We start from the raw sequence: 24438 nt of genomic DNA, 5'->3' as shown, positions 1-24438 counted from the left end.
AATCCGTACCTTTGTTTTTCTAATACCTAATTCATGAAATACGCAAATAACATACTTGAAACAATCGGGAACACCCCTTTGGTTAAAATTAATAAAATATGTCAAGAGGTGGACGCTCTTGTATTGGCCAAAGTTGAGACATTCAATCCTGGGAATTCAGTGAAGGATCGTATGGCCGTAAAAATGATCGAAGATGCTGAGGCAGATGGGCGTTTGAAACCAGGTGGGACGATTATTGAAGGTACATCAGGAAACACTGGCATGGGATTGGCTTTAGGTGCTATTGTAAAAGGGTATAAGCTTATATGCGTTATTTCAGACAAACAATCTAAAGAAAAGATGGATATCTTAAGAGCTGTTGGAGCTGAAGTGATTGTATGTCCAACTAATGTGGAACCTGAAGACCCACGTTCGTACTATTCAGTTTCCAAGCGTTTGGCAACTGAAATTCCAAATTCATGGTATGTAAATCAATATGACAATCCCTCCAATACAATTGCCCATTACGAACAGACTGGGCCTGAAATTTGGGAACAAACTGAAGGCAAAATAACCCATTTTGTGGTAGGTGTTGGTACAGGAGGTACCATTTCGGGTATAGGAAAGTATTTGAAGGAAAACAACCCAAACATTAAAGTTTGGGGTGTAGATACGTATGGATCGGTGTTTAAAAAATACCACGAAACAGGTATTTTTGATGAGAATGAAATTTACCCATATATTACTGAAGGGATTGGGGAAGACATACTTCCAAAGAATGTTGATTTTTCAATAATAGATGGTTTTACAAAAGTTACAGATAAGGATGCTGCTATTTATACACGTAAGTTAGCCAAGGAGGAAGGTATCTTTGTTGGAAATTCAGCTGGAGCCGCTATTAAAGGATTACTCCAACTGAAGGAACATTTTAAAAAGGACGATGTGGTTGTGGTGTTATTTCATGATCATGGAAGTAGGTATGTAGGTAAAATGTTCAATGATGATTGGATGCGTGACAGAGGCTTCTTAGAGGTATCGATTAAGACTGCTGCTGATTTAGTTGCTAATCAACCACAGCCACTTGTGACTGTAAAAACAGAAGAGCTTGTATATCATGCAATGGATCGAATGAAAGTTCACAATATTTCTCAGCTGCCAGTAGAAGATAGTAATGGTTTTGTGGGAGCTGTAAATGAAACCTGTCTTTTTAGAGCATTTGTGGCAGACAAAAATGTAGCAGACAAGCCTGTGAAAGATATTATGATGGAAGCCTTTCCTATTGTAGAAAGAGAGACTCCAATAGATAAATTGTCTAAACTCATAACAAGAGATAATGATGCGGTCTTGGTGCATCTTGGTCAAGAAAAATATCATATTATAACCAAGAGTGATATTATTCTAGCAATGTAGTCTGTTAAAGGCGTTTAAAAAAGTATAAAAGCTGATATTTATCATTTGCCACCCTATAGGGTAGAGGTATTTTTGTATCAAAGATTAGGACATGAGCACCACTTTGATACAGAAATATAATGTACCTGGACCTCGTTATACCAGTTACCCTACTGTTCCTTATTGGGAGCCTGAAAGTTTTTCGTATCAGATGTGGATAGCGTCCTTTAAACAAGCTTTTAAGGAAAGTAATATTTCTGAAGGTATCAGCATATATATTCATCTTCCTTTCTGTGAAAGTTTATGTACTTTTTGTGGCTGTCACAAGCGAATTACAAAACGTCATGAGGTGGAGCATCCTTACATAAAAGCCTTGTTGAAAGAGTGGCAACTCTATGTGGAACATATGGAGGAAAAGCCACGTATTAAAGAGATTCACCTGGGTGGCGGAACCCCGACGTTCTTTTCTCCGGAAAACCTTAAGACACTTATTGACGGATTATTTGAATTAGCCACAAGAGCGGAAGGATACGAATTCAGTTTTGAAGGCCACCCAAACAATACAACCCGTGAGCACTTGCAAGCACTCTATGATGTAGGATTCAGGAGAGTGAGTTATGGAGTGCAGGATTATTCACCTAAAGTACAAAAAGCAATACATCGTATTCAGCCATTTGAAAATGTAAAAAAAGCAACAGAGATGGCTCGTGAGATAGGGTATACATCGGTAAGTCATGATCTGATTTTCGGACTTCCTTTTCAAACTCTAGATGACGTACTTTTTACCATTGAAAAAACTCAAGAATTACAACCAGACCGAATCGCCTTTTATAGCTATGCTCACGTTCCATGGATAAAAGGAAATGGACAACGTGGTTTTAATGAAGCTGACTTACCTACAGGAGAGGTTAAAAGACAGTTATATGAAACAGGTAAAGCACGTTTTGCTGAGATGGGATATTTAGAAATTGGAATGGATCATTTTTCATTGCCTTCAGACAGTCTGTATAAGGCAATGGATGAGGAACGTATGCATCGTAATTTTATGGGATATACGGCTTCTAAAACACAGTTGATGATAGGGTTAGGTGTGTCCAGTATTAGTGATAGTTGGTACGGTTTTGCGCAGAATGAAAAGCGTTTAGAAACATATTATGAATTGTTGTCTAGTAATCATTTACCAGTATATAGAGGACATATACTCAATGAAGAGGATTTAATTATTAGAAAGCATATTCTTAATTTAATGTGTCATTTTAGTACTTCTTGGGAAACTTACGATATGTATTTTGCTGAATTACCTGATGTGCTTGCTAAGTTGTATGAAATGGAGCAAGATGGTTTAATACATATTACAGATAACGAATTACATATACCAGAGCATGGAAAACCTTTTGTGAGAAACGTATGCATGGCTTTTGATTTACGATTGCAAAGGCATGTACCTCAAACACAGGTGTTTAGTATGACGGTATAAAGATAGTGGTTGAAATAGTTTTTTAGTTAGTTAGATAGAGGGCGTTTTCGCAAGAAGCGCCCTCTTCTTATTGTGCTCCAGGGTAATAAGGCAAAAAACCACTATGTTTGAATAGTGGTTCCTTTTAATATGATGTAAAGAAAATGTTGAAACTTATGGTACAACACAATCAGGCATCTCTTTGACCATTAGATTCATATTGGAAGGGGAGATATAGGGTATACCTAAGCCCATCCCTCTCAAAATAAATAATATACCAATGACGATTACAAGGAAAGGTATGGCTTTTTGAATATTTCGTCTTGCCTTAACACTTATGAAATTGCCTAAATAGACTGCTGCACTCATCATAGGAATTGTTCCAATTCCGAAGAAAAACATATAGAGGGAACTCTCTAGTGGAGAGGCCATTGCTATAGCGCCAAAAAGAGCCATATATACTAAGCCACAAGGGAGAAGTCCGTTTAACAGGCCTATGGAAAAAAGTGATCGATAGCCTTTTCCATGAAGTTGTTTACCTAATCCAGATTTTACTTTGCTAATGAATAAGTAAACGGGTCTACTTATTCCTATTGGTTTTATGGGTAAAAAGGAGATAATCACAGCTAAAATAAGTAGAATACCAATGATAATTGAGAGTTGTTGCTGGTATTGTCTTAAAAATAGCCCACGCCCTAACAACCCAAATAAAGCACCGATAATACTGTAAGTGAGAAGTCTTCCTATATGATAGGTAGTTAATTGCGAAACTTTTTTTACTGGTTTAGTGTGGTCAAGTGGTAGCATGAAAGCTATAGGGCCACACATTCCAATGCAGTGAAAGCTTCCTAATAGTCCCATTAAAAAAGCTGTATACAACATTAAAACCAAATTTCTTTTTTAGTTAAGAATGATTCATTATTGTAAGTGAAATTAATTTCAATGTTCCAACGGCCATCCAACAAACGGTTTTTAGGTATGAGCAAATGTGAAGTGGATAATGAAATAGGAACTTCAAAATCCAATTGTTTGTTAGATGGTCGGTAAAGGAACACAGTACCTTTTATATTTTTCTCATTGAGGTTCCCGGGGAATTGAATGTCAATTCCATTTTCTGAAATAAGAATATTTGGAGCCATTTTTCGATCATTAGTTAGTACTTGCTTGTCCAATTGATCTTGAAATGTCAACTCTTTTTTATAATATTCTTCTGTTACCATATCATAATCATATTTTTCATTAGTAGTCATTTGTACTACTAAGGTGACTATGAAGCCTATGAATGCAATAAATGCTAAAACGATTGCAGTTCCCCAATTAATTTTCATCCCCATTGTTTTTTTAAACAGCTTCCTGATAGGCTGTCTTTGATTAATTTATCGATAACTTCTCGGTCCTAAGAAATTTGTTGTGGTGGTTTCTATAAGTTTGTCGCCACTATAAACTTTTAATTTTAATTTTGTTTTATCCTCTGTGAGTAACGCTTTAGGAATTTCAATAAAGAATGTTCCTTGTGCAAGACCTTGTTCTGGGACAGTAATTACATTGTTAGAAACCAATGTAATGGTTCCTTTGTGAGATGCCAATTTAAAAGTTACTTCTTCAATAGGATGAGTAGTCTTGTTAATGATTTTATAAGTAAACACATTACTAATATTCTCACCTTTGTGTTCAAATAATTGTCCTGGTAGCCTTAATACGGTTGCTTCTACCTCATTACGAAGGAATAACATTCCAATTAATATGGCTGTTAGTATACTTAAAATTGCTACATACCCTTTCATTCGAGCTGTAAACTTAAAAGGCTCTTTTTTTAGGATATTATCCTCGCTAGCATAACGAATAAGTCCTTTTGGATATCCTACTGAATCCATAATAGAATCACAGGCATCGATGCATGCGGTACAATTTACGCATTCTAATTGCGTACCGTTTCTAATATCGATACCGGTAGGGCATACATGTACGCATTGAAAGCAGTCGATACAATCCCCATGACCTAAAGATGTGCGATCTTCTCCTTTTCTATATTTTTTTCTACCAGAATCTCCTTCTCCTCGTTTATGGTCATAGGCTACCACAATAGATTTGTTGTCTAAAAGGACACCCTGTAGTCGTCCATATGGGCAAGCAATGATACAAACTTGTTCTCTAAACCATGCAAATACAAAATAAAAGACAGCGGTAAAAATAAGTAGTGAAACCAAAGTACTTTTATGAGCTAACGGACCATCCGTAATGTATTGTATCAATCTATCACTTCCAATTAAATACGCAAGAAAAACATTAGCAATGATGAAAGAAATGATAAAAAAGATGAACCATTTAAAGCCTTTTTTTCTTATTTTTTCTCCATTCCATTCTTGTTTATTTAGTCGGATTTGTGCACCTCTATCTCCCTCAATCCAATATTCAATCCTGCGGAAAACCATTTCCATAAAAATGGTTTGGGGGCAAATCCATCCACAAAATATTCGTCCAAAGGCAACTGTAAACAAAGTGATGAATACAACTCCAATAATCATGGATAGTACAAACAGGTAGAAGTCCTGAGGCCAAAAAGGAAAACCAAAAATATTAAATCGGCGCTCTAATACGTTGAACATTAAAAATTGATTACCACCAACTTTAATAAACGGGGCTGAAAGTAGAAATACTAGTAGAATATAACTAACATACTTGCGATACTTATAGAAGCGACCAGAAGGTTTTTTAGGGAAAATCCAGGCACGTTTACCTTCCTTGTTAATGGTACCTATGGAATCTCTAAAGGTTTCATTTTCCTGATTATCCATGATGCATTATTTTATAGTTACGGTGGATGCTTTCCCATCCACCGTAATAGAATTATTATTCTTGTATAGGTTCCTCATTTTGCTCTACCTCAGTGGCTGGAGCGTCTTGAGCAGGAGCATTTTCATCCACCCAAATATCACCTTCGGGATCTTTAGGGTTCGCAGGCGTTGTACCATGAAGAGTCATGATATAACTTGATACTTGAGCTATTTCAATTGGTTTCAAGGATTGTTTCCACGCCACCATTCCCTTTCCATCTCGACCTCCTTCAGCTACGGTGTTGAATATATTTTTAATTCCTCCTCCAAGAATCCAGTGGTCGTCTGTTAGGTTAGGACCGATACCACCACCACCATCAGCCATATGACAGGCAACACAATTGTTATCGAAGATTAATTTACCGGCCGCTAAATCAGCCTCTCCTGATAAGAACTCTACTGTACTGGCATCTACTAGATCTTTAGCAGTTTTTTTGTACTCCTCTATAGCGGCTTTAGCGATAGCCATCTCTTTGTCATATTCTGCTTTTTGGTTATCAGCTCCAAGGATATGATATCGTACAAGATATACCACGGCAAAAATAATCGTAAGGTAAAATCCATAAATCCACCAAGGCGGCAGGTTATTGTCAAGCTCTTTAATACCATCATAGTTATGGTCTAACTCTATTTCACCCTCAGCTTCAATAGGTTTTTGATCTAGTAGTTTGTGATATAGTTTTTTATACCAAATATTTTCAGAAGCGATGCGTGCTTTTTCAGCAAGGCGTTCTTTCTGCTCTTCAGTCATGATAGCATTGGTCAGATTGTTCATTGAGGCAATCATAATTTCAATGGCTATCAAAACTATCGTAAAGAGAGTTAGAAAGATAGGAACTTCTTTGAAGGTTAAGAAGGCTGGCTTCTCTCCTGAATCTATAAAGTATTCTGCCGCAAAGGTAACCAATGTTACTATGAATATGACGCGCAGATAGGATGCAAAATTTCTCATGATGGGTCGTTTTCTTGGTTATCTAAAGGAAGGTTACTCACCTGTTTAATGTACTCTTTTTTGGAAGTAGAGACCCACCAAAAAAGTCCTACAAAGAACAGGAAGAATATTGTTAGCGATATAATGGGATAGATTTCTATCCCATTGATAGTCGCCATATGGTCTTTTACAAACTTGAGCATACCTTAGTTATTTACGGTTTCGTCTGAGTTTTTTATTTTGATATCGGTACCCAATCGCTGTAAATATGCGATTAGAGCAACAATTTCTCTGTCTTTCATCTCTACAAAGCGCATCCCATTTTCTTGGGCGTATTTTTTATCAGCTTCATATGAGTTCACAAAATCTGGATCGCTATGAAGATTTTCCTGGATTTTGGCTGCCTGTGTATCCATATGTTCAAATGCACCTGCAATATCTTCATCAGTATAAGGCACTCCAAGTTTTACCATGGCTTCCATTTTTTTCTGAATGTCGCTTCTGTCATGTTCATTGCGAATCAACCATTGATAGGCAGGCATTATACTTCCAGATGAGGTACTTTGAGGATCCCACATATGGTTGAAATGCCAGTTGTCAGAATACTTGCCTCCAACTCTTAATAAATCTGGGCCCGTACGCTTACTTCCCCATAGGAATGGGTGATCGTAGACATATTCTCCAGCTTTAGAGTATTCCCCATAGCGTTCTACCTCACTTCTGAAAGGACGTATCATTTGTGAGTGACAACCCACACAGCCTTCACGAATGTAAAGATCTCTACCTTCTAACTCGAGAGGTGTATATGGTTTAACACTTGATATGGTCGGAATATTTGATTTTACAAGAATGGTTGGAACTATTTGTACAATACCACCAATAAGAATTGCAATGGTAGCTAAAATTGTTAGCTGAACTGGTTTTCTTTCTAACCAAGTATGGAAAGTTTCGCCTCGTAGACGTCCTTTAGAAATGCGTTCTAGAGCAGGGGCTTCGGCTAGTTCGTCTTCAGCTTTACTTCCTTGACGTACCGTCTTTATAGTGTTGTAAACTCCAACTAAAACACCAATTACAAAGAAGGTTCCTCCAATTGCACGCATCCAATACATTGGCATAATTTGGGTAACTGTTTCAAGGAAGTTACCATATACCAATGTTCCATCTGGGTTGAATTGTTTCCACATTGATGCTTGGGCGAATCCAGCAACATATAAAGGCAATGCATATAGAATAATACCTAAGGTGCCAATCCAGAAATGGAAGTTAGCTAATTTAAGAGAGTATAATTGAGTCTTAAACATTCTAGGTACAAGATAATAGATCATACCAAAGGTCAAAAAGCCATTCCATGCTAGTGCACCAACGTGAACGTGAGCAATAATCCAATCACTAAAGTGAGCAATAGCATTCACATTTTTAAGTGAAAGCATTGGGCCTTCAAAAGTTGCCATACCATAACCTGTAATGGCTACTACCATAAATTTAAGTACAGGATCAACACGGACTTTGTCCCAAGCACCTCTTAATGTTAGTAATCCGTTGATCATCCCTCCCCATGAAGGAGCTATTAGCATTACTGAAAACACAACACCCAGGTTCTGAGCCCAATCAGGTAAAGAAGTATATAGTAAATGGTGAGGTCCAGCCCAGATGTAGATAAAAATTAAACTCCAAAAATGCACAATTGATAATCGATAGGAATAAACCGGGCGATTAGCAGCCTTTGGTACAAAATAATACATTAGTCCAAGAAATGGGGTTGTAAGGAAAAATGCAACTGCATTGTGACCATACCACCATTGAACTAATGCGTCTTGTACACCAGCATAAACAGAATAACTCTTTAAGGCAGTAACAGGAATTTCTAAACTATTAAAAATATGCAATACAGCAACAGTCACAAACGTAGCAATATAAAACCAAATAGCTACATAAAGGTGGCGTTGACGGCGACGTAGAATGGTTCCTATCATGTTAACACCAAAGGCTACCCAGACTAGGGCAATAGCGATATCAATAGGCCATTCTAACTCTGCATATTCTTTTGAGGTTGTGTATCCTAGCGGAAGTGTTATTGCTGCTGCTACAATAATCAACTGCCATCCCCAAAAATTAAAGTTACTGAGGAAGTCACTAAACATACGAGCTTTTAAAAGCCGTTGTAGAGAGTAGTAAACCCCAGCAAAAATGGCATTTCCCACAAAGGCAAAAATTACGGCATTGGTATGCAGCGGACGTAATCGGCCAAAGCTAAGCCATGAAATGCCATCAGTTAAGTTGGGGAATAAAAATAAGAAGGCTAGTAGTAGCCCCACCAGCATCCCTACAACACCCCAGAGTAGGGTTGCATAGATGAACTTCTTAACAATTTTGTTGTCGTAATAAAATTGTTGCATCTCCATAGATTATGATTGTTGATTAGTATTAGTATTGGATTCTTCTGTAGTCTCTTTTTTTATTTCTTCAGGGTTCTTTATCAATTCGTCATCAAATAGCATCCGAACTGATGGTGTATAACTGTCATCGTATTGTCCTTTACGTACTGCTAAGACAAACAATACAAAAAATACAATAGCAACTGCTATACTAATTGTAATTAACATATAAATGACGCTCATACTTTTTTGAAAGTAAGTTAAACAAAAATACTTTTCATAACAAAATCATAAAATGACAATTGTCATATTTGATTATTTTAATTTTCTACCCACCCAGTTTGAAGCTATCGTAGTAAATATCACTATGCTAATGGAGCTCATTGGCATTAAAATAGCTGCTACCACTGGTGATAAATTTGCCGTTATTGCAAAGGATAGCCCTACAATATTGTATAAAAAGGAAACCGTAAAACTGAGTTTAATAATAGTTATAGCCTGTTTGCTTATTTTTAGGAAAGTATCTAACTCAGAAAGTTTAGAGGCATCCATAATGGCGTCACATGCTGGTGAAAAAACATTCACATTTTCGGCTAAAGCTACCCCTACATCACTTTGTTTTAATGCTCCTGCATCGTTTAGTCCATCTCCTATCATTAATACTTTGGCACCTTCATTTTGATGGTGTTTGATGTATTCAAGTTTATCTTCAGGTTTTTGATTGAAGAATAGTTTAGTTTTTGAAGGGAGTAGTTTCATGAGATTTTCTCGTTCACTTTGATTATCACCAGATAGTATCACCAGATCATAGTAGGATCGTAACCTTTTAAATAAACTGGAAACGCCTTCTCTATACTTATTGGCGAAAGTGAACTTTCCAAGATATTTATTATCTGTACTGATATGCACACTTGTCTTTAGTGCATCATGTGATACAGCACTTCCAACGAAATTAGCTGAACCTATTTTTATATGTTTTCCATTGTAGCTCCCTTGAATACCTTTTCCGGTATGTTCCTCGTATTGATCAATAGTTACAATATTATTTGTTTTTAAAATAGTATATAATTGTCTACTAAGTGGATGGTTTGAGTTTCTTAAAGTGTTCTTAAGCAAGATTTCTTCTTCTGGTGTGATGTAATTACCATCGTAGGTGATTGCCGATTTTTGAGCCGACGTTATTGTTCCAGTTTTATCAAAAATTACAGTGTTTATTTTTGCTAACTGTTCAATTACCTTGGCATTTTTTAAATAGAATTTTTTCTTTCCAAAAATGCGCAAAATGTTGCCTAGAGTGAAGGGAGCTGACATGGCTAGGGCACATGGACAAGCAATAATTAGTACGGCTGTAAAAACATTTAAGGCTACAGTACTGTCGGCAATCCACCACCAGTATGCTGTAGAAGCAGTGGCAATGAGTAAAATTATCACTGTGAAGTATTGGCTAATGGTGTCAGTTAGCGTCTTAAATGAGTCATGCTTGTCTTTACTGAATACATCATTACTCCATAATTGAGTTAGATAACTTTGAGATACACTTTTGAGGGCTTCTATTTCAATTGCTCCTTCGACTTGTTTACCACCAGCAAATAACTTATCGCCACTTTCCTTCTTTACAGGGGCAGCCTCACCTGTGACAAAGCTATAGTCAATTCTTCCTTTTCCTTTAATAAGAATGCTGTCTACAGGTATTAGTTCCTCATTCCGAATGAGAAGTCTATCACCTTGAATGATGTCGTAAACTTGAATGCTTTCCTCTTTACCGTCTGGATGTATTTTGGTAATCCCTATGGGAAAATAGCTTTTATAATCTCTTTCAAAGGAAAGAAAGTTATATGTTTTTTGTTGAAAAAACTTCCCAAGTAGCAAGAAAAAGAGTAAACCAGTTAAACTATCAAAGAATCCCTGACCTGTATCTGTTAGTACCTCATAGGTACTTCTAAGAAACAAGGCCAAAATACCAAGGGCAATGGGAATGTCTATATTTAAAAAGCGTGTTTTAATACCTTTCCATGCAGAGCTGAAATAATCACTGGATGCATAAAATACAACTGGAAGTGATAAGGCAAACATAATCCATCTAAAGAAGGGTTTATATTGATTAAGCCAAAATTCATCCACTTCAAAATATTCAGGGAATGAAAGAAGCATAACATTTCCAAAAGCAAAACCAGCAACGCCTAATTTATAGATAATGCTCCGATTGATTCGTTTTTTTCCACCCTCATAATTTTCTAGACTTATATAAGGCTCATACCCTATACTACTAAGCAGTAATACAAGTTCTTTAAGGGTAACATTTTCTGGTTGATAGGTTATGCGTACCGTTTTTTTGGGAAAATCGACTATTGAGGCCGTAATACCCTTTTTTAACTTTTGAAGATTTTCTAGAATCCAAATACACGAGCTGCAGTGAATATGAGGTATATATAAAGTTATTATTTGGACATTGGCATCATTGAATTCAAGTAGTTTTTCAACAATTGCCTGATTGTCTAGAAAGTTGTATTTCCCGGAAATTTCTTGAGGAATAGCTCCTGGACTGCGTTCTAAGTCGTAATAGCATGTAAGATTATTTTCAGAGAATATTTCATACACGGTCTTACAACCGTTACAACAAAATGGTTTTTCATCAAAAAGAATTGGATGCGATTCACAATCGCTTCCGCAGTGAAAACAAGAAGTACCCATAAATTGCTCAATTACCTGATGCAAAGATGTCTATATAACGCAAGATAGACTATGATAATTGTCATAAAATAGCTATATTTACCTGTGAATTTCACCCTTTAAAAGTGTACCAGTATGAGCAAATGTGAGCAGTGTATTGTGAGGCAATTTAGTTCAATTAAAGCAATGACAAAAGATGAACTATTGCGTATTTCTGAGTGTAAAAGCTCCCAAATTATTCGGAAAGGTGAAGTTATTTTTGAGGAGGGTGAATACCTTAATGGCGTGTTTTGTGTTAAGGATGGTGTTTGTAAACTTACCAAGCTGAGTTCTAACGGTAAAAGTCAAATAGTAAGATTTATCAAAAAAGGGGATATTTTAGGTCAGCGAAGTGTAATTAGTGAAGAAGCAGTTAATCTTTCAGCAGTAGCTGTAGAGGATATGATGGTGTGTTTTATTCCCAAAGATGAAATCTTAACAGCATTTCGAAGTAATCCTAATTTTTCAGTTGAAGTTGTACGAGATGTATGTCATGACCTTAAAGAGGCCAACAACACAATTGTTGATATGGCTCAAAAAACGGTCAAACAGCGTCTAGCAGATGCCCTTCTTTATCTTGACGATAATTTTGGGACCGATAGTGAAGGATTTTTGAAGGTGCACTTATCTAGGGAGGAACTAGGAAATATGGTCGGTACTGCCACTGAGTCTCTTATAAGGATGCTTTCCGATTTTGGAAAACAAGGACTTATTAACATGGATGGAAAACGCATTAAGCTTTCGAATGTGCCTAAATTGAAGAGGCTTTCCGAAGGTGTGTAAAAAAAGAGATTGTTATAATTATAACTTTGTTAACAATTGGAGTTAAAAATCGCATAACATCTCCTTGAGTGTTTGAATTATTTTGTATCTTTAACCTATTGAAAGTCAGGTGTCAAAAATGTTTCGATTTTCAATTTTAACTGTTTGTCTAATCTCTTAATCAATTTTACCATGGGGCAAAGTATTCAAAGTAATTCTACGTTTTTGCCAATCGTATTAAAAACCGTAGTGTTTTTGTTGATTGCATTCTTAACCTTTGTATTAATTACAACGTTACTCAATTTTATAGGAGTTTTCGCTTAACAACTTAGAGCGTATGATAAAAAAAATACTATTGTAAAAGCCGCAATTTTGCGGCTTTTTTATTTGGAACTGAATAAATAAAATAGTTTAAAGAGTGTTTGAAAAGGTATCTCCTTCTTTTATGTCTCCCGTTTCATAACCTTTCATAAACCACTCCATTCGTTGCTTAGAAGTGCCATGAGTAAATGAATCAGGAACTATTTGTCCTTGATTTCTTCGTTGTATTGTATCATCGCCTACAGCATTTGCAGCACTCAACGCTTCTTCTATGTCGTCGGAATCTAAGTATTTTTGATTGTAATGAGCCCATATTCCAGCATAGAAATCAGCTTGTAGTTCTTGTGCAACACTTAATTTGTTACTAGCTGTTTTTGAACTTTTACTTTGTAACTGTCTTACTTTAGCAGAAGTTCCTACAACAGTTTGAATATGATGCCCTACCTCATGAGCTATAACATAGGCTATGGCAAAGTCCCCTTCTTTAGCGCCAAATCTTCCATGTAGCTCCTTGAAAAAATCTAAATCCATGTATACAGTTTGGTCAGCTGGACAATAAAATGGACCGGAGGCTGAACTAGCGCCACCACATTCAGTATGTACCATCTCAGAAAATAATACCATTTTGGGCATTGGATAAGTGCCAAGATTATTTTCCTTAAAGATTTTAGTCCAAATATCTTCAGTATCAGCCAAGACCGTTTTTGCAAAATTACCTAGTTCTATTTCTTCGGAGGTTAGGTCTTCTGTGGAGGATTTTTCAGTAACAGTTGTATCATTCATCTGTTCCAAAACAGGAGCAATCATTTGACCTGTTTCCCCTCCAAAGAGTTGTAATAGTAAAATGATAATACCAATAGTACCTCCACCGGCTATTACTGTACCTTTTGAAGAACGACCTCTTCTATCATCAACATTGTCACTTTGACGTCTTCCTTTCCATTTCATATTTGTTGGTTTATGTGATTTATTCAAAAATAATAAAATGAGATCTCTTTTAAGAAGAAAAGCTCCAGTATATTACTGGAGCTTTAATTTATAGACTTACACTGAAATACCCTTTTTTTTGAAGTTGTAAACTATAGAAAATTCCGTTTTCAATAGTTTTAAATTCAGATGGCAGTAGGGAGGTGTCTACATTGAATTTTTCGAGTGAGAACCCACAGGCAAAAATGACTACATTGTATTTTTCGGCTAAGGAGATAAATTCTTTTGTTTTTTCAGGATTTGTTAAATCAGTTACTGCTTTACCACAAATAATCACCTGGAAAGCACCAAAGGAACTCCCATCTTCAACAGCAAGATTTTTGGCAGCAAGTAGTATAGGTTTCATTTGTTCGATATTTCGTGTAAGGACAACATAATTTCTGGTATCACTATTTTCTTGTGCGTAAACCTGATAGGTGAATGAACTTAAAATAAGTATTAGAATACTGACGAATTTTTTCATGATTTTATTTTTGTTTTTTAAATTTTGGGTTCATAGTAAAGAATAGGAGTCCTCCTAGAATAGCTACATTTTTGAATAGAGGACCAAGTGTTGTTAACTGTCCAACCTGAATGGTAATTGTAATAGGAATTAATATTGCTATAAGTAATATAGCTGCGTATCTTGTTTTATATCCTAAGGCTAAAGAAAGGCCTGAAATTAACATTAGTATTCCTGAAGCTACAACTGCAATCTCTGGAGGCCCCAGTAGTTGTCCAATAAAACCAAATTTAGCTTGAGCTATTCGATTGACGGTTTTTTCAATTTGAAATAGATGACTAAGACTAGCCACTATGAAAATTGAACTGGTTGCAATTCTTAAAATGAGAATGGATGTATAATTGATTTGATATTCTTCTGTGTTTTTCATCTGAAATGTATATTAATGAAAATGATAATCAGTTCCTGGTAGCTGAGAAAGTACATTAGGAGGTAAATCGATAGCTCGGGCTCGACCATCGTTTACAGGAGCAATAGTACCTTTTTCCTTTAGATAGTCTTCTAAGACATCATGTATGGTGTAATCCATTATTTTAGTGTCAATGGCGTGAGGCATTCGGCATAACATGTGCATAGGTTCGCCCTCACGTCTGCATGCCGCAATTGTATATAGTTTTTTTTCATCTAAAGGAATATGGTTGATTTTTATCTCAGCTATACGCTGTCCTTTTTCTTTATTTGAATAAAATAAAAGCTCCATTCCTGAAAACCGTAATAACCATCCGCCGAAACGCTCAGTAGGATTCTTGGCAAACACATTGTGAATTTCATTTTCTAGCCAGTTTTTAATTTGTTTTCCAGATGCCTTTCCAATTTTTACATTTTCATTAACAGGGACCATGTTCCATAAATGACCCTTTGTAATTGCTGCCTTTCCATTTTTTTCAACATTAATAGGAGGGCTAAATCTAAAACCGTTAGAGATGGCTATATCAGTGCCTGTTTTCCAGCGTAATGCATCTGTGATAAAATTGTCCATTGGGTTTTCCACTACAAAATAGCGATATAATGGAGTAGAGGTGTAGCCTATTATGTCTTCAGTAATAGAAGTATAAGGAGCTACTGCTGCTTCTATTTTAGAGGCAACAATAGCATTCGATGGGTATATTTTTGGTTCCACTTCGATAAGGTTGTAGTTTTCTTCAATAATGGTTCCATTTTTAACTTTTAAAGAAAGTTTGCCGACAAAGGAAGCAAAAGCCCCTGGTTCTGTAATTTTTGTGTATTTCCCCTTTATAGGTTTTCGAATACGTTCATGTGTATCATTCCCAAGTATATAATCAACCTGTTCCAAATAGGGTTGGTTGGCTAAATCATATTGTTTACTAATTCCAATATGAGTAACTAAAAAAAGGATATCAACTTTTTTTTCTTCTTTTAATTCTTTGATGAGTTTGGATAAATTCTCTTGAACTGGATCAAAGCGGATCCCTTTACTGAATGAAGGGTTTTGTCTAATAGGAATTTCAGGGTCGTTGTAAGCAATAAACCCAAGTTTTACACCTTTAATTTCTTTAATAATGTAGGGTGCATATATGTGTTTTCCAGTAGATTCATGGTACATATTACCTGAAATTATGGGCGTTTCAAAGGATTCAAGGACCCTCATCATTTGTTCTTTTCCATACACGACCTCCCAGTTTCCGGGAATTAGAAAATCATATTCCATGGCTTTTATTATAGGACCAAATGCGGCTCCCTTAGATAAGGCCGCAACAGCACTTCCTTGAATAAGATCTCCTCCGTCAAGAATGATTGTCCCTTCGGGGTTTTTTGATTTTTCTTTCTCAAACAAGGTTTTCATATGAGCAAGACCCCCTAATTTTTTGAAAGTTATTTGTTCATTTTCCCAAAATAGTTCGTCATGGGGAAAAAGTTGACCATGAATGTCTGAGGTGTGTAATATGGTGATTGTCGCAATGTTATTTTTTGTCGTTTTTTCTTGCTTCTTAGTAGAAAAGGAGCAGGATAGGGAAATAACAGAAACTACAATCAAAATGCTGATTTTGTGCATAATGGTAAGTGTTTGTTATACGCTAATAGCGCTTTACTAATTTAAATATAGAGAAGATGCAGTATTGAAAGTAATGTACACTGCTTATTTAGATAGCTAAAGTGGTAAATGAAGCTTTCGATTCTGATATAGAATATAAAAAGGAATTTTTACACTTTGTGCCCATTGCACAAATTGCGATACTTTCGGAAATTCTCGGGTATTTAGTGCTAAATACGTGTACTGTAGTGAAGGATCGAAAGAAATTAAGGAAAAGGGGATTGATTGTTCCAATACAACAATTGATCCTTGAAAATCTACAAGATTACATGATTGATTTTGGATACTGGTTGATTTTGATTTACTTGTAACAGAAGTGTGTTCTAGTCCTATAGCATCTGTGATACTATTTCGAACAGCACAAGGTGAGGTTAGTAAAACGATGGCTAAACATAAGCCAAATCCCCAGCTAAGTATAGTGTATATGTTTTTTTCTTTTGAGATCATCCAATGTTGCAATGATACGGTAAATCTACCTTATAGAATGTTACTTTGGTTACAGATCGGAAAATGGATTACAACTTTTGAAATGAACTATGTAAATATTGTATCTTTAGTTAAAGGTAAACCATTATTAATGGTTTAAAGTAGTACTTGTTTTTTTTAAACTTATGGGTAAAATTATTGTGTTATCTATGATTTCATTAGATGGAGTTATTCAGGCCCCTGGAGGGGATAAGGAGGATAGTTCTGGAGGGTTCAATTATGGTGGTTGGACTGCTCCATATGGTGATAAGATATTTAGTAAATCCTTACAAGAAGAATTAAGGCCGGCGGTTTATCTTCTTGGGAGAAAAACATTTGAAATTTGGGAAAGCTATTGGCCTTATAATACAAAGTTCTGGCCTGGTATTAATTCAGGTAAGAAGTATGTGTTTTCTAAGTCAAGAAGTTCTTCCACCTGGAATAATTCTATTTTTATAAATACAATTAGCGCTATTGAAAATATTAAAAGGTCTGAAGAATCAGATATTCAGGTTTGGGGTAGTAGTGAATTAGTTCATTTGTTATTCTCTCACGGATTAGTGGATGAACTTAGACTAAAGATTTATCCGATTGTCTTGGGAAAAGGTAAAAGATTATTCGACGGCAATTCATTACCTATTTCATTTACCTTAATGGAAAGCAACATAACCACGACTGGAGTTCTTCTGATGAATTATCAGCGATTAGGGGAAGTGAAATCAGGAATAATTAGTGGTTAAAAGATATTGCTAAAATATGACATGTATTTGGTATCCAATGAAATTAAAAAAGGCAACCGCATGGTCGCCTTTTTAGTACAATAATGCGTACAAAGTGGAGTCGGAGGGGCTCGAACCCTCGTCCAAACAAGCAATCAAATTGCTTTCTACATGCTTAGTTCTCGCTTATTTTTCATCGGGTAGCCGGCCGAAAACCGCCTACTACACGCTTAGCCTCTTTAGAATTTAAAACCGCACCGAAGCTGTTTGGTTTCTATGTTGACTTTTATGGTGCCTCAAATCGGGACGCCGTCAACAAGGGCTTCCCAGAGACATCTCGCCTTCCCACCTGGTGGGAACTAGGCCAATATCCTACTATAATTCAGATTAGGCAGCAAGAGCGTAGTTATTCTCGCCATTTAAAAATGGTGAAACAGATATTTACGAGCATTAGTTTCTTAGCTCGACATGCTTACAATTCAATTCGACTCGCTGTCAAAACCAGTCGACCCCAATAAATAAAGAACGATTCTTAAAGTAGGTGTATATTCTAAAAAGAAATACTTCTAACCTTAAGAGATAAGGTGCTGCAAATATATACCAAAAAGTATTCCAAAAAAAATCTTGTCAAACCTGCGCTTAATTGTTATATTTGAAACAATAGTAACAATTAAAGTTATAAAAAGTACATGTCGATTAAATTTGCCATCATAAAGGAACGAAAAAATCCGCCTGATAAAAGGGTTGTGCTCCCTCCGCAGGCTTGTAAAAAGGCTGTTGAACAATTTCCAGAAGCTGAATTTGTAGTGGAATCATCTGATATCCGAATCTATAAAGATAAAGAGTATGAGGAATTAGGTGTATCAGTTGTTACTGATGTACAAGATTGTGATGTACTTCTAGGAGTTAAAGAAGTGCCCATTGAGGCGCTGATCCCAAATAAAAAGTATTTTTTCTTTTCACATACCATTAAAAAACAGCCGTATAATCGTAAACTTCTTCAGGCTGTCCTAGATAAGAATATTGAGTTATATGATCATGAAGTTATTAAAGATTCCAAGGGCCAGCGATTAGTGGCATTTGGTCGTTATGCGGGTATTGTCGGTGCCTATAATGGGTTTAGAGCTTGGGGTTTAAAGTTTGGCTCTTATAATTTACCTAAGGCTGAAAACTTGCATAATCAACAGGAGCTGATAGCTGAGTTGTGCAATATCAAAAATGAAATACCTAATATTAAGATTCTATTGACTGGAAAAGGAAGAGTAGGTAATGGTGCCAAAGAAATGTTAGACGCAATGGGAATAAAAAAAGTTTCTTCGAGGGCTTTTCGATCTCAATCATTTTCAACACCCGTTTACTGTCAGATTGATGTAATGAAATACAACAAACGTAAGGATGGTCGTAAACTTGGGAAGAAGGACTTTTACCAGAATCCTGAGGCATATAAATCCAACTTTATGCGTTTTGCGAAAGTAACAGATTTTTATATCGCGGGCCATTTTTATGGAGATAAAGCCCCTTTTTTATACACAAAAATGGATGTGAAACATCCTAGCTTTTCGATAAAAGTAGTGGCTGATGTAAGTTGTGATATTGATGGACCGGTTGCCACCACTATACGGCCTTCAACAATAGCTAATCCCATTTACGGTTATGATCCCAAAACGGGAGATGAAACAGATTACACCTTTGAAGGAGCTATTGCTGTGATGGCTGTTGACAATTTACCTTGTGAATTGCCAAGAGATGCCAGTGAAGGGTTTGCTGAAATGTTCTTAAAGCACGTAATTCCAGCATTTTTTGATAATGATAAAGAAGGTATATTAGAACGTGCCTGCATGACAAGGCATGGTAAATTAACACCAGCCTTTTCATATTTACAGGACTATGTGGATGGATAATAAAAAAAAGTCGGGGACCTCCCGACTTTTAATTTAGTCAATTTTTTTAAATACGAGTAGTTGTTCGTCTGGGTTCGACAAATACAATCGATTGTTTTTTATCTCATATTGAGTTACTTTTTGAAGTGCTTTTAGGAAAGCTACTTCATTTTGATCATCAGGACACATCATTTTTGTAACTGCGATTTTTTGAAATCGAATTAACTTTTTTTCAGAAAAAATTTGACCACTCATGCGGTTACATCCCGCATATCCGCTAAAGTTATTTTTGGCCGAATTAATTTCCATGTTTGGAAGTTCTTTACCATTTGTGGCAATTACTCGACTTCCTTGTATTTCTTCTAATACCCATAAATCATTTAATCGATAGTCGGTGATGTAATTTCCACAGCCTTTAAAAAGAGTAGGAGCTTTATCTTTACTTCGAGTAATTTCCACAGTTACTTTATATGAATATATATTATCAGACATATTATCTGAGCATTCACCTTGAATGATTTCAATTCTCATAGAAACACTTTCTGTCGTAACTCGATACATTTTAACATTGGCATCCGCTGCTAAAATAGGCTCTACATGAGGTGTTTTGAATGATTCAAACCCTTCTACAAGTGAAGTGAATTCAATCATATCGTTACTAATCTTTAATCCCCAAAAAGGCTCTGTTCCAGTTCCTTTAAAGTAATTCTCGATGGTATTGTTTTCAACCTCTGTTGTTTCGATTATTTTGTCACTCACAGGTGTATTTTCAGATTTATTTTCTGTTGATTTACATGACGAAAGTAATAATATAAATACTATTGTTGCCAGAAATGTAATTTTCTTTATCATAGCTAATCGTTAATTTTGTGGAATCTCATTGATTCAATTCCGTTCATTAATAAAACTAGTTTACCGTCCTCATCGATTTTAAATTGATCCGCTTTGTACAACATTTTAAGGAATTGTTGTTCGCCGCCACCTTCACAGTAGCGCATTGTCATTGGGTGATTCTCATCAATCTTAATTTTATCACCATTAATTGAAACACTGGTTGAAAATCCATTACACCCAGTATTACCACCTAATACTCCTTTGCCAAGTCTAAAATCCAATGTTGGCTTTTTTTCTGGAAAGAGTCCTTCAAATGCAATGCGAGTTCCGGTTATATATTCCAATTCCCATGCACTGGCTGATAGGGTATCCATGGAAATAGTGGATGTGCTTCCACAAGATGAAAACATTGAAGCCATAAATAGCAAAACGAAGGATGGGAATAACTTTTTCATACTATACATTGTTATAATTAGTATACTTGGCCATGCCAAAATCAGACCAAAAAAGGAAATCTATGATAGTAATATACTTAATTTTTTGTTAACTAATTTTATTTTGTTGAATGTTAGTTGTTTGACCAATCAATTTTTCTAGAAAAATACATAACTAAAGATAAAATGATAAATAAACCAATGCTTCCGACAAGGAGTGCATAATTTTCAAGTTGAATAATAACAAAAACAAAAGTATATAAGGAAGAGAGGGAACAAAAAACTAACAGCGAAAATTTCCACATTTTTAATACGCTTTTGGTGTACAGGGATATTAATGTCACAACTGCAATTCCTGCTATGAGATATCCTTTTAGGAAACTTTCGTGCTCAGAGATGGAAATCAGTAGTGTGTAAAACATGGTTAGTGCAAGTCCAATCATGAGATATTGAAAAGGGTGAATGTTTATTTTGCTTACTGCCTGAATAATGAAAAAGACTAGAAACGTTAACGAAATAATCATTAATCCGTATTTCGTGGAACGTTCGCTTTTCTGATATTCATCAAGGGGGACAATAAGTTCTACTCCAAAGGAAAATTCGCTTAAGTCTGGTAGGTGTCCAAAGAATTGTTGTTCAAATTGCCTATTTGTATGGAATATATTCCAATGAGCTTTAAAACCATTCTCATCTATATTTGAAGTACTATCTTCTTCTGGTAGGAAATTGCCATTAAAACTTGGCGCTTTCCAATTGGACTTCATATCAACTATTGTTTCCTTGCCTATAGGGATAAAGTGAATTCCTTTACTTCCTTTAACTGACATTGTAAAGGAAAATGGGATTGCATCATGTTGATCAAAAAGTGACGCCGTTAGAAGGTCGCTTTCAAGAGTTTGAAAAGTAGTGCTAACATTGTTATTCTGCTGTTCCATGAACCTAGGCATAAATTTCAATGTACTATCGCCCAATTTGAGTGTTACTTCGTTTTTAATTCCTTTTAAATTAGTAGTTTGAATCATTATAATAGCTTGGTCCCATAGAATATTTTCCTTCGGAATGTCTTTACTAAAGAGGGGTAGTGTGAATAGACCATTGGCGTTTATTTGCGCGTTATACACAGATGTTTCATAGATACTATATCCTTTTTTTATAGCATCAGCTTTAGTGTCGATATTTAGTTTTTCAGGTAAGAAGTAAGCGTATTGTGTTTTTGCCACCTTTTCATGGAAAGTTTTCTGAGTATTATCGTCGATTTTTATAGTTTCGATATAGTCAATATATGGGATTTTTACGATCGGTCCTGAAAGTATGAGATTACTTCCCCATTTTTTGTTTATTTCATTAATTGTAGATTCTTTTCTGTAAGCTCGTTCTTGAATTAGATTTTGAATAAAAAATAATGGGATGAGTAAAATAAGAATAAGAAACCCTATTGTGAACATTTTTACAGTCAAAGAGGCTCTAAAACGGCTAGTTTGTTTGGAGATGTCGTTTAATTCTTTCATTTTTTTGAGGATTAAAAGAACTTTGAAATTCAAAGTAAGTGGTTAAAAAAATTATTTTTGATTCTTGATAAGTAGTTCTAGTGCATTAATATGTTTTTGAAACTCTTTACGACCTAAATTAGTAGCCTGATAGCGTGTGTTGGGCTTCCTACCAATAAATAGCTTTTCTACAATAATAAATTCATCTTTTTCTAATGCTTTTAGATGACTTGCTAGGTTACCATCAGTTACTTCTAAATATTCTTTTAGGTTATTAAAATCCATGAAATCATTAACCATAAGTATCGACATAATTCCCAACCTAATTCGATGATCAAAACTTTTATTAATGTTTGTTATTATATTTTTCATGGAAAACCTATTTAGGTAGTGCTAGACGGAATACTTATTTTTTTTCATACTTAAAATACATTATAGCTCCGTATAAAATGTGACATACTCCAAAGCCAAGAGCCCAAAATAAAAGACCGTATCCTATAAAAAATGCTGAAAGCAGACCAAGTATGATACAAGTAATACCTAAATTGTGTATGTCTCCTAAGGTGTATTTGGAAGCATTTATGCAGGCGAAACCATAAAAAAGCAGGGTTGCTGGAGCAATAAGTCCAAATTCATCATGAATGAGGAGCGCTATGCAGAATATACCTCCACTCACTAAAGGAATGCTAAAATTTAAAAGCATTCTCTTAGCTGTTTGATTCCATAATTTTTCATTTAAACGTTTGGCTTTTCTGTAAGACAAAAGAATACCAGTAAGTATCGCAGCAAGGGCAATGATTGCTGCTAATAATAACAGTTGATCGATCGCATCAAAAGAAATTAAAATCCTCCGAAAGCTATTTTGCTCGTATTGAATCTCCTGTAAAATAGTAAAGGCAACGTACGAACCAATAAGGGCATACACGCCGGCTAGAATTCCGGAGAGACCACTCAATGATAGAAACCGAGTTGATCGGTTCATCATATTTTTGATCTCAGAGATGTCTTCAAGATATTTTTTCGACTCCATGAGTAAAGTACTTTGAAAAGCAAAGTAAAATTATATTTCTGAATTTTGCAAGAAGTATTTTTAAATATATTTGAATAATGAATCCTGCTCAATCCTATATTATACATCAACCAGAACCTTATCGGTCTATTTTAGTACAATTAAGTGCCATTATTGAGTCTGTTTTGCCGGAAGTTCAATTGAAGTTTAAGTGGTCCATTCCATATTACTACTTACAAGGGAAACCATTTTGTTTTTTGAACGCAAGTCATAAGAGACGATATGTGGATTTGGCCTTTAATAAGGGTTTTCAATTGCAGCAATATCAAGAATTGTTAGTTGCTGGTGGCGGGAGAAAAACATTTAAATCCTTGCGATATTCGGATCAGAATTCTATTGATGATCAGGTGTTAGTTGCTGTGATAATGGAAGCGGCTGAATATTACAAGAAGTAATTGTATAAAAAAACCCGCTTTAGGCGGGCTTGAGTATATTAAAATGTATTAATGGTTTTGCGTATGGCGACCAGATGCGTTAGCAGATTTTCTAGGTAATCAAGATGAAGCATATTTGCACCATCACTTTTTGCATTTGATGGGTCGAAATGAGTCTCAATGAAAATACCATCAGCACCAGTAGCAATTCCTGCTCTAGCAATAGTTTCTATCATGTCCGGTCTACCTCCAGTAACACCACTTGTCTGATTCGGTTGCTGTAATGAGTGGGTCACGTCAAGTACAACAGGGGCGTATTGTTTCATAGTTGGGATTCCTCTGAAATCAACAATCATGTCTTGATATCCGAACATAGTGCCACGATCTGTAATCATAACCTGTTCATTACTACTGTCAATTACTTTTTGTACAGCATGTTTCATGCTTTCTGGGCTCATGAATTGTCCCTTTTTAAGGTTCACTGTCTTCCCAGTTTGAGCCGCTGCAACCACTAAATCAGTTTGGCGTACTAAAAAAGCTGGAATTTGGAGTATATCCACATACTCGGCAGCCATTTTAGCATCACTTATCTCATGAATGTCAGTCACCGTGGGTACATTGAAAGTTTCGGACACTTTGCGAAGGATTCTCAAGGCTTTTTCATCACCAATTCCAGTAAAGGAATCTACTCTACTACGATTGGCTTTTTTGAAGCTTCCTTTGAACACATATGGAATCTGCAATTTATCAGTGATGGTAACTACTTTTTCCGCGATTCGTAATGCCATTTCTTCACCTTCTATGGCACAAGGTCCACAAAGCAAGAAAAAGTTACCACTATCCGTGTGTTTTATCTGAGAAATTCTATCTAATTGCAT

At 35.7% G+C, this 24438-nt stretch carries 25 protein-coding genes and 1 other RNA gene; 6 read left to right on the top strand and 20 right to left on the bottom strand.

The features are described from left to right. Positions 1 to 33 precede the first annotated feature (33 nt). Positions 34 to 1389, top strand: a complete 1356-nt coding sequence (locus PT603_RS08560) for a pyridoxal-phosphate dependent enzyme (RefSeq protein ID WP_008239442.1) — start codon at positions 34 to 36, stop codon at positions 1387 to 1389. 91 nt (positions 1390 to 1480) lie between these two features. Next, positions 1481 to 2845 carry an oxygen-independent coproporphyrinogen III oxidase gene (gene hemN, locus PT603_RS08555; protein ID WP_008239440.1) on the top strand — a complete coding sequence of 455 codons (1365 nt, stop codon included), beginning with the start codon at positions 1481 to 1483 and terminating at the stop codon, positions 2843 to 2845. A 153-nt stretch (positions 2846 to 2998) separates the two neighbouring features. Here hemN and PT603_RS08550 read toward each other — a convergent pair whose 3' ends face one another. From PT603_RS08550 to PT603_RS08515, 8 genes are all read right to left on the bottom strand, one after another. Beyond that, positions 2999 to 3706: a sulfite exporter TauE/SafE family protein gene (locus tag PT603_RS08550; protein WP_008239438.1), complete on the bottom strand. Its 708-nt coding sequence runs from the start codon at positions 3704 to 3706 to the stop codon at positions 2999 to 3001. Beyond that, entirely contained in the window at positions 3706 to 4152 is a 447-nt protein-coding gene (locus PT603_RS08545; protein ID WP_040488706.1) for a FixH family protein, read from the bottom strand. The genes PT603_RS08550 and PT603_RS08545 overlap by 1 nt, the downstream gene beginning before the upstream one ends. 48 nt (positions 4153 to 4200) lie before the next feature. Then, positions 4201 to 5619, bottom strand: coding sequence for a cytochrome c oxidase accessory protein CcoG (gene ccoG / locus PT603_RS08540; protein WP_008239434.1), 1419 nt, complete (start codon positions 5617 to 5619; stop codon positions 4201 to 4203). Between the two features lie 55 nt (positions 5620 to 5674). After that, positions 5675 to 6610, bottom strand: a complete 936-nt coding sequence (locus PT603_RS08535) for a cbb3-type cytochrome c oxidase N-terminal domain-containing protein (RefSeq protein ID WP_008239432.1) — start codon at positions 6608 to 6610, stop codon at positions 5675 to 5677. Beyond that, on the bottom strand, positions 6607 to 6792 hold the full coding sequence (locus PT603_RS08530; RefSeq protein WP_008239430.1) for a hypothetical protein: 186 nt from the start codon (positions 6790 to 6792) through the stop codon (positions 6607 to 6609). Before PT603_RS08530 ends, PT603_RS08535 begins: the two co-directional genes overlap by 4 nt. A gap of 3 nt (positions 6793 to 6795) precedes the next feature. Then, entirely contained in the window at positions 6796 to 8991 is a 2196-nt protein-coding gene (gene ccoN, locus PT603_RS08525; protein ID WP_008239428.1) for a cytochrome-c oxidase, cbb3-type subunit I, read from the bottom strand. A 3-nt stretch (positions 8992 to 8994) separates the two neighbouring features. Beyond that, positions 8995 to 9207 (bottom strand): cbb3-type cytochrome oxidase assembly protein CcoS, encoded by a 213-nt coding sequence (gene ccoS / locus PT603_RS08520; RefSeq protein ID WP_040488698.1) that lies wholly within the window; start codon positions 9205 to 9207, stop codon positions 8995 to 8997. Positions 9208 to 9279: 72 nt separating this feature from the next. Further along, on the bottom strand, positions 9280 to 11655 hold the full coding sequence (locus PT603_RS08515; protein WP_008239425.1) for a heavy metal translocating P-type ATPase: 2376 nt from the start codon (positions 11653 to 11655) through the stop codon (positions 9280 to 9282). A 114-nt stretch (positions 11656 to 11769) separates the two neighbouring features. On the opposite strand from PT603_RS08515, the gene PT603_RS08510 reads away from it, so the two are divergent. Continuing rightward, on the top strand, positions 11770 to 12456 hold the full coding sequence (locus PT603_RS08510; RefSeq protein WP_008239422.1) for a Crp/Fnr family transcriptional regulator: 687 nt from the start codon (positions 11770 to 11772) through the stop codon (positions 12454 to 12456). A 390-nt stretch (positions 12457 to 12846) separates the two neighbouring features. Here PT603_RS08510 and ypfJ read toward each other — a convergent pair whose 3' ends face one another. The 5 genes from ypfJ to PT603_RS08485 all read right to left on the bottom strand — a co-directional run bounded on the left by ypfJ (position 12847) and on the right by PT603_RS08485 (position 16745). Next, positions 12847 to 13704 carry a KPN_02809 family neutral zinc metallopeptidase gene (gene ypfJ / locus PT603_RS08505; protein WP_008239420.1) on the bottom strand — a complete coding sequence of 286 codons (858 nt, stop codon included), beginning with the start codon at positions 13702 to 13704 and terminating at the stop codon, positions 12847 to 12849. A gap of 88 nt (positions 13705 to 13792) precedes the next feature. After that, complete coding sequence (locus PT603_RS08500) at positions 13793 to 14206, bottom strand: DsrE family protein (protein ID WP_008239418.1); 414 nt, start codon at positions 14204 to 14206, stop codon at positions 13793 to 13795. Between the two features lie 4 nt (positions 14207 to 14210). Then, positions 14211 to 14615: a DoxX family protein gene (locus tag PT603_RS08495; protein WP_008239417.1), complete on the bottom strand. Its 405-nt coding sequence runs from the start codon at positions 14613 to 14615 to the stop codon at positions 14211 to 14213. A gap of 12 nt (positions 14616 to 14627) precedes the next feature. After that, a complete protein-coding gene (locus PT603_RS08490; RefSeq protein ID WP_008239414.1) occupies positions 14628 to 16259 on the bottom strand; it encodes a bifunctional metallophosphatase/5'-nucleotidase in 1632 nt (543 codons plus the stop codon). A 96-nt stretch (positions 16260 to 16355) separates the two neighbouring features. Then, complete coding sequence (locus tag PT603_RS08485) at positions 16356 to 16745, bottom strand: hypothetical protein (RefSeq protein WP_008239412.1); 390 nt, start codon at positions 16743 to 16745, stop codon at positions 16356 to 16358. Between the two features lie 164 nt (positions 16746 to 16909). Between PT603_RS08485 and PT603_RS08480 the strand changes: the two genes are divergently transcribed. Continuing rightward, positions 16910 to 17503 (top strand): dihydrofolate reductase family protein, encoded by a 594-nt coding sequence (locus tag PT603_RS08480; RefSeq protein WP_008239411.1) that lies wholly within the window; start codon positions 16910 to 16912, stop codon positions 17501 to 17503. 92 nt (positions 17504 to 17595) lie between these two features. On the opposite strand, the gene ssrA is transcribed toward PT603_RS08480, so the two are convergent. Continuing rightward, positions 17596 to 17995, bottom strand: a transfer-messenger RNA (tmRNA) gene (gene ssrA / locus PT603_RS08475). Positions 17996 to 18177: 182 nt separating this feature from the next. Between ssrA and PT603_RS08470 the strand changes: the two genes are divergently transcribed. Further along, a complete protein-coding gene (locus tag PT603_RS08470) occupies positions 18178 to 19383 on the top strand; it encodes an NAD(P)-dependent oxidoreductase (RefSeq protein WP_040488705.1) in 1206 nt (401 codons plus the stop codon). A gap of 33 nt (positions 19384 to 19416) precedes the next feature. On the opposite strand, the gene PT603_RS08465 is transcribed toward PT603_RS08470, so the two are convergent. The 5 genes from PT603_RS08465 to PT603_RS08445 all read right to left on the bottom strand — a co-directional run bounded on the left by PT603_RS08465 (position 19417) and on the right by PT603_RS08445 (position 23147). After that, entirely contained in the window at positions 19417 to 20214 is a 798-nt protein-coding gene (locus tag PT603_RS08465) for an META domain-containing protein (protein WP_008239408.1), read from the bottom strand. 2 nt (positions 20215 to 20216) lie between these two features. After that, a complete protein-coding gene (locus tag PT603_RS08460) occupies positions 20217 to 20651 on the bottom strand; it encodes an META domain-containing protein (RefSeq protein ID WP_008239405.1) in 435 nt (144 codons plus the stop codon). A 113-nt stretch (positions 20652 to 20764) separates the two neighbouring features. Further along, positions 20765 to 22138, bottom strand: coding sequence for a cell envelope integrity protein CreD (gene creD / locus PT603_RS08455; RefSeq protein WP_008239403.1), 1374 nt, complete (start codon positions 22136 to 22138; stop codon positions 20765 to 20767). A 51-nt stretch (positions 22139 to 22189) separates the two neighbouring features. Then, positions 22190 to 22489: a winged helix-turn-helix domain-containing protein gene (locus tag PT603_RS08450; RefSeq protein WP_008239400.1), complete on the bottom strand. Its 300-nt coding sequence runs from the start codon at positions 22487 to 22489 to the stop codon at positions 22190 to 22192. A 34-nt stretch (positions 22490 to 22523) separates the two neighbouring features. Next, positions 22524 to 23147 (bottom strand): hypothetical protein, encoded by a 624-nt coding sequence (locus PT603_RS08445; RefSeq protein ID WP_008239398.1) that lies wholly within the window; start codon positions 23145 to 23147, stop codon positions 22524 to 22526. A gap of 77 nt (positions 23148 to 23224) precedes the next feature. Between PT603_RS08445 and PT603_RS08440 the strand changes: the two genes are divergently transcribed. After that, positions 23225 to 23581: a DUF1801 domain-containing protein gene (locus PT603_RS08440; RefSeq protein ID WP_008239397.1), complete on the top strand. Its 357-nt coding sequence runs from the start codon at positions 23225 to 23227 to the stop codon at positions 23579 to 23581. A gap of 38 nt (positions 23582 to 23619) precedes the next feature. On the opposite strand, the gene kdsA is transcribed toward PT603_RS08440, so the two are convergent. Next, the gene (gene kdsA, locus PT603_RS08435; RefSeq protein ID WP_008239396.1) at positions 23620 to 24438 is read right to left on the bottom strand and encodes a 3-deoxy-8-phosphooctulonate synthase; all 819 of its coding nucleotides are present in this window, start codon (positions 24436 to 24438) and stop codon (positions 23620 to 23622) included.

Source organism: Imtechella halotolerans (assembly GCF_028743515.2).
Classification (GTDB): Bacteria; Bacteroidota; Bacteroidia; order Flavobacteriales; family Flavobacteriaceae; genus Imtechella; species Imtechella halotolerans.
The sequence above is the reverse complement of the archived record's forward strand: the minus strand, read 5'-3'. Positions and strand labels throughout refer to the sequence as shown.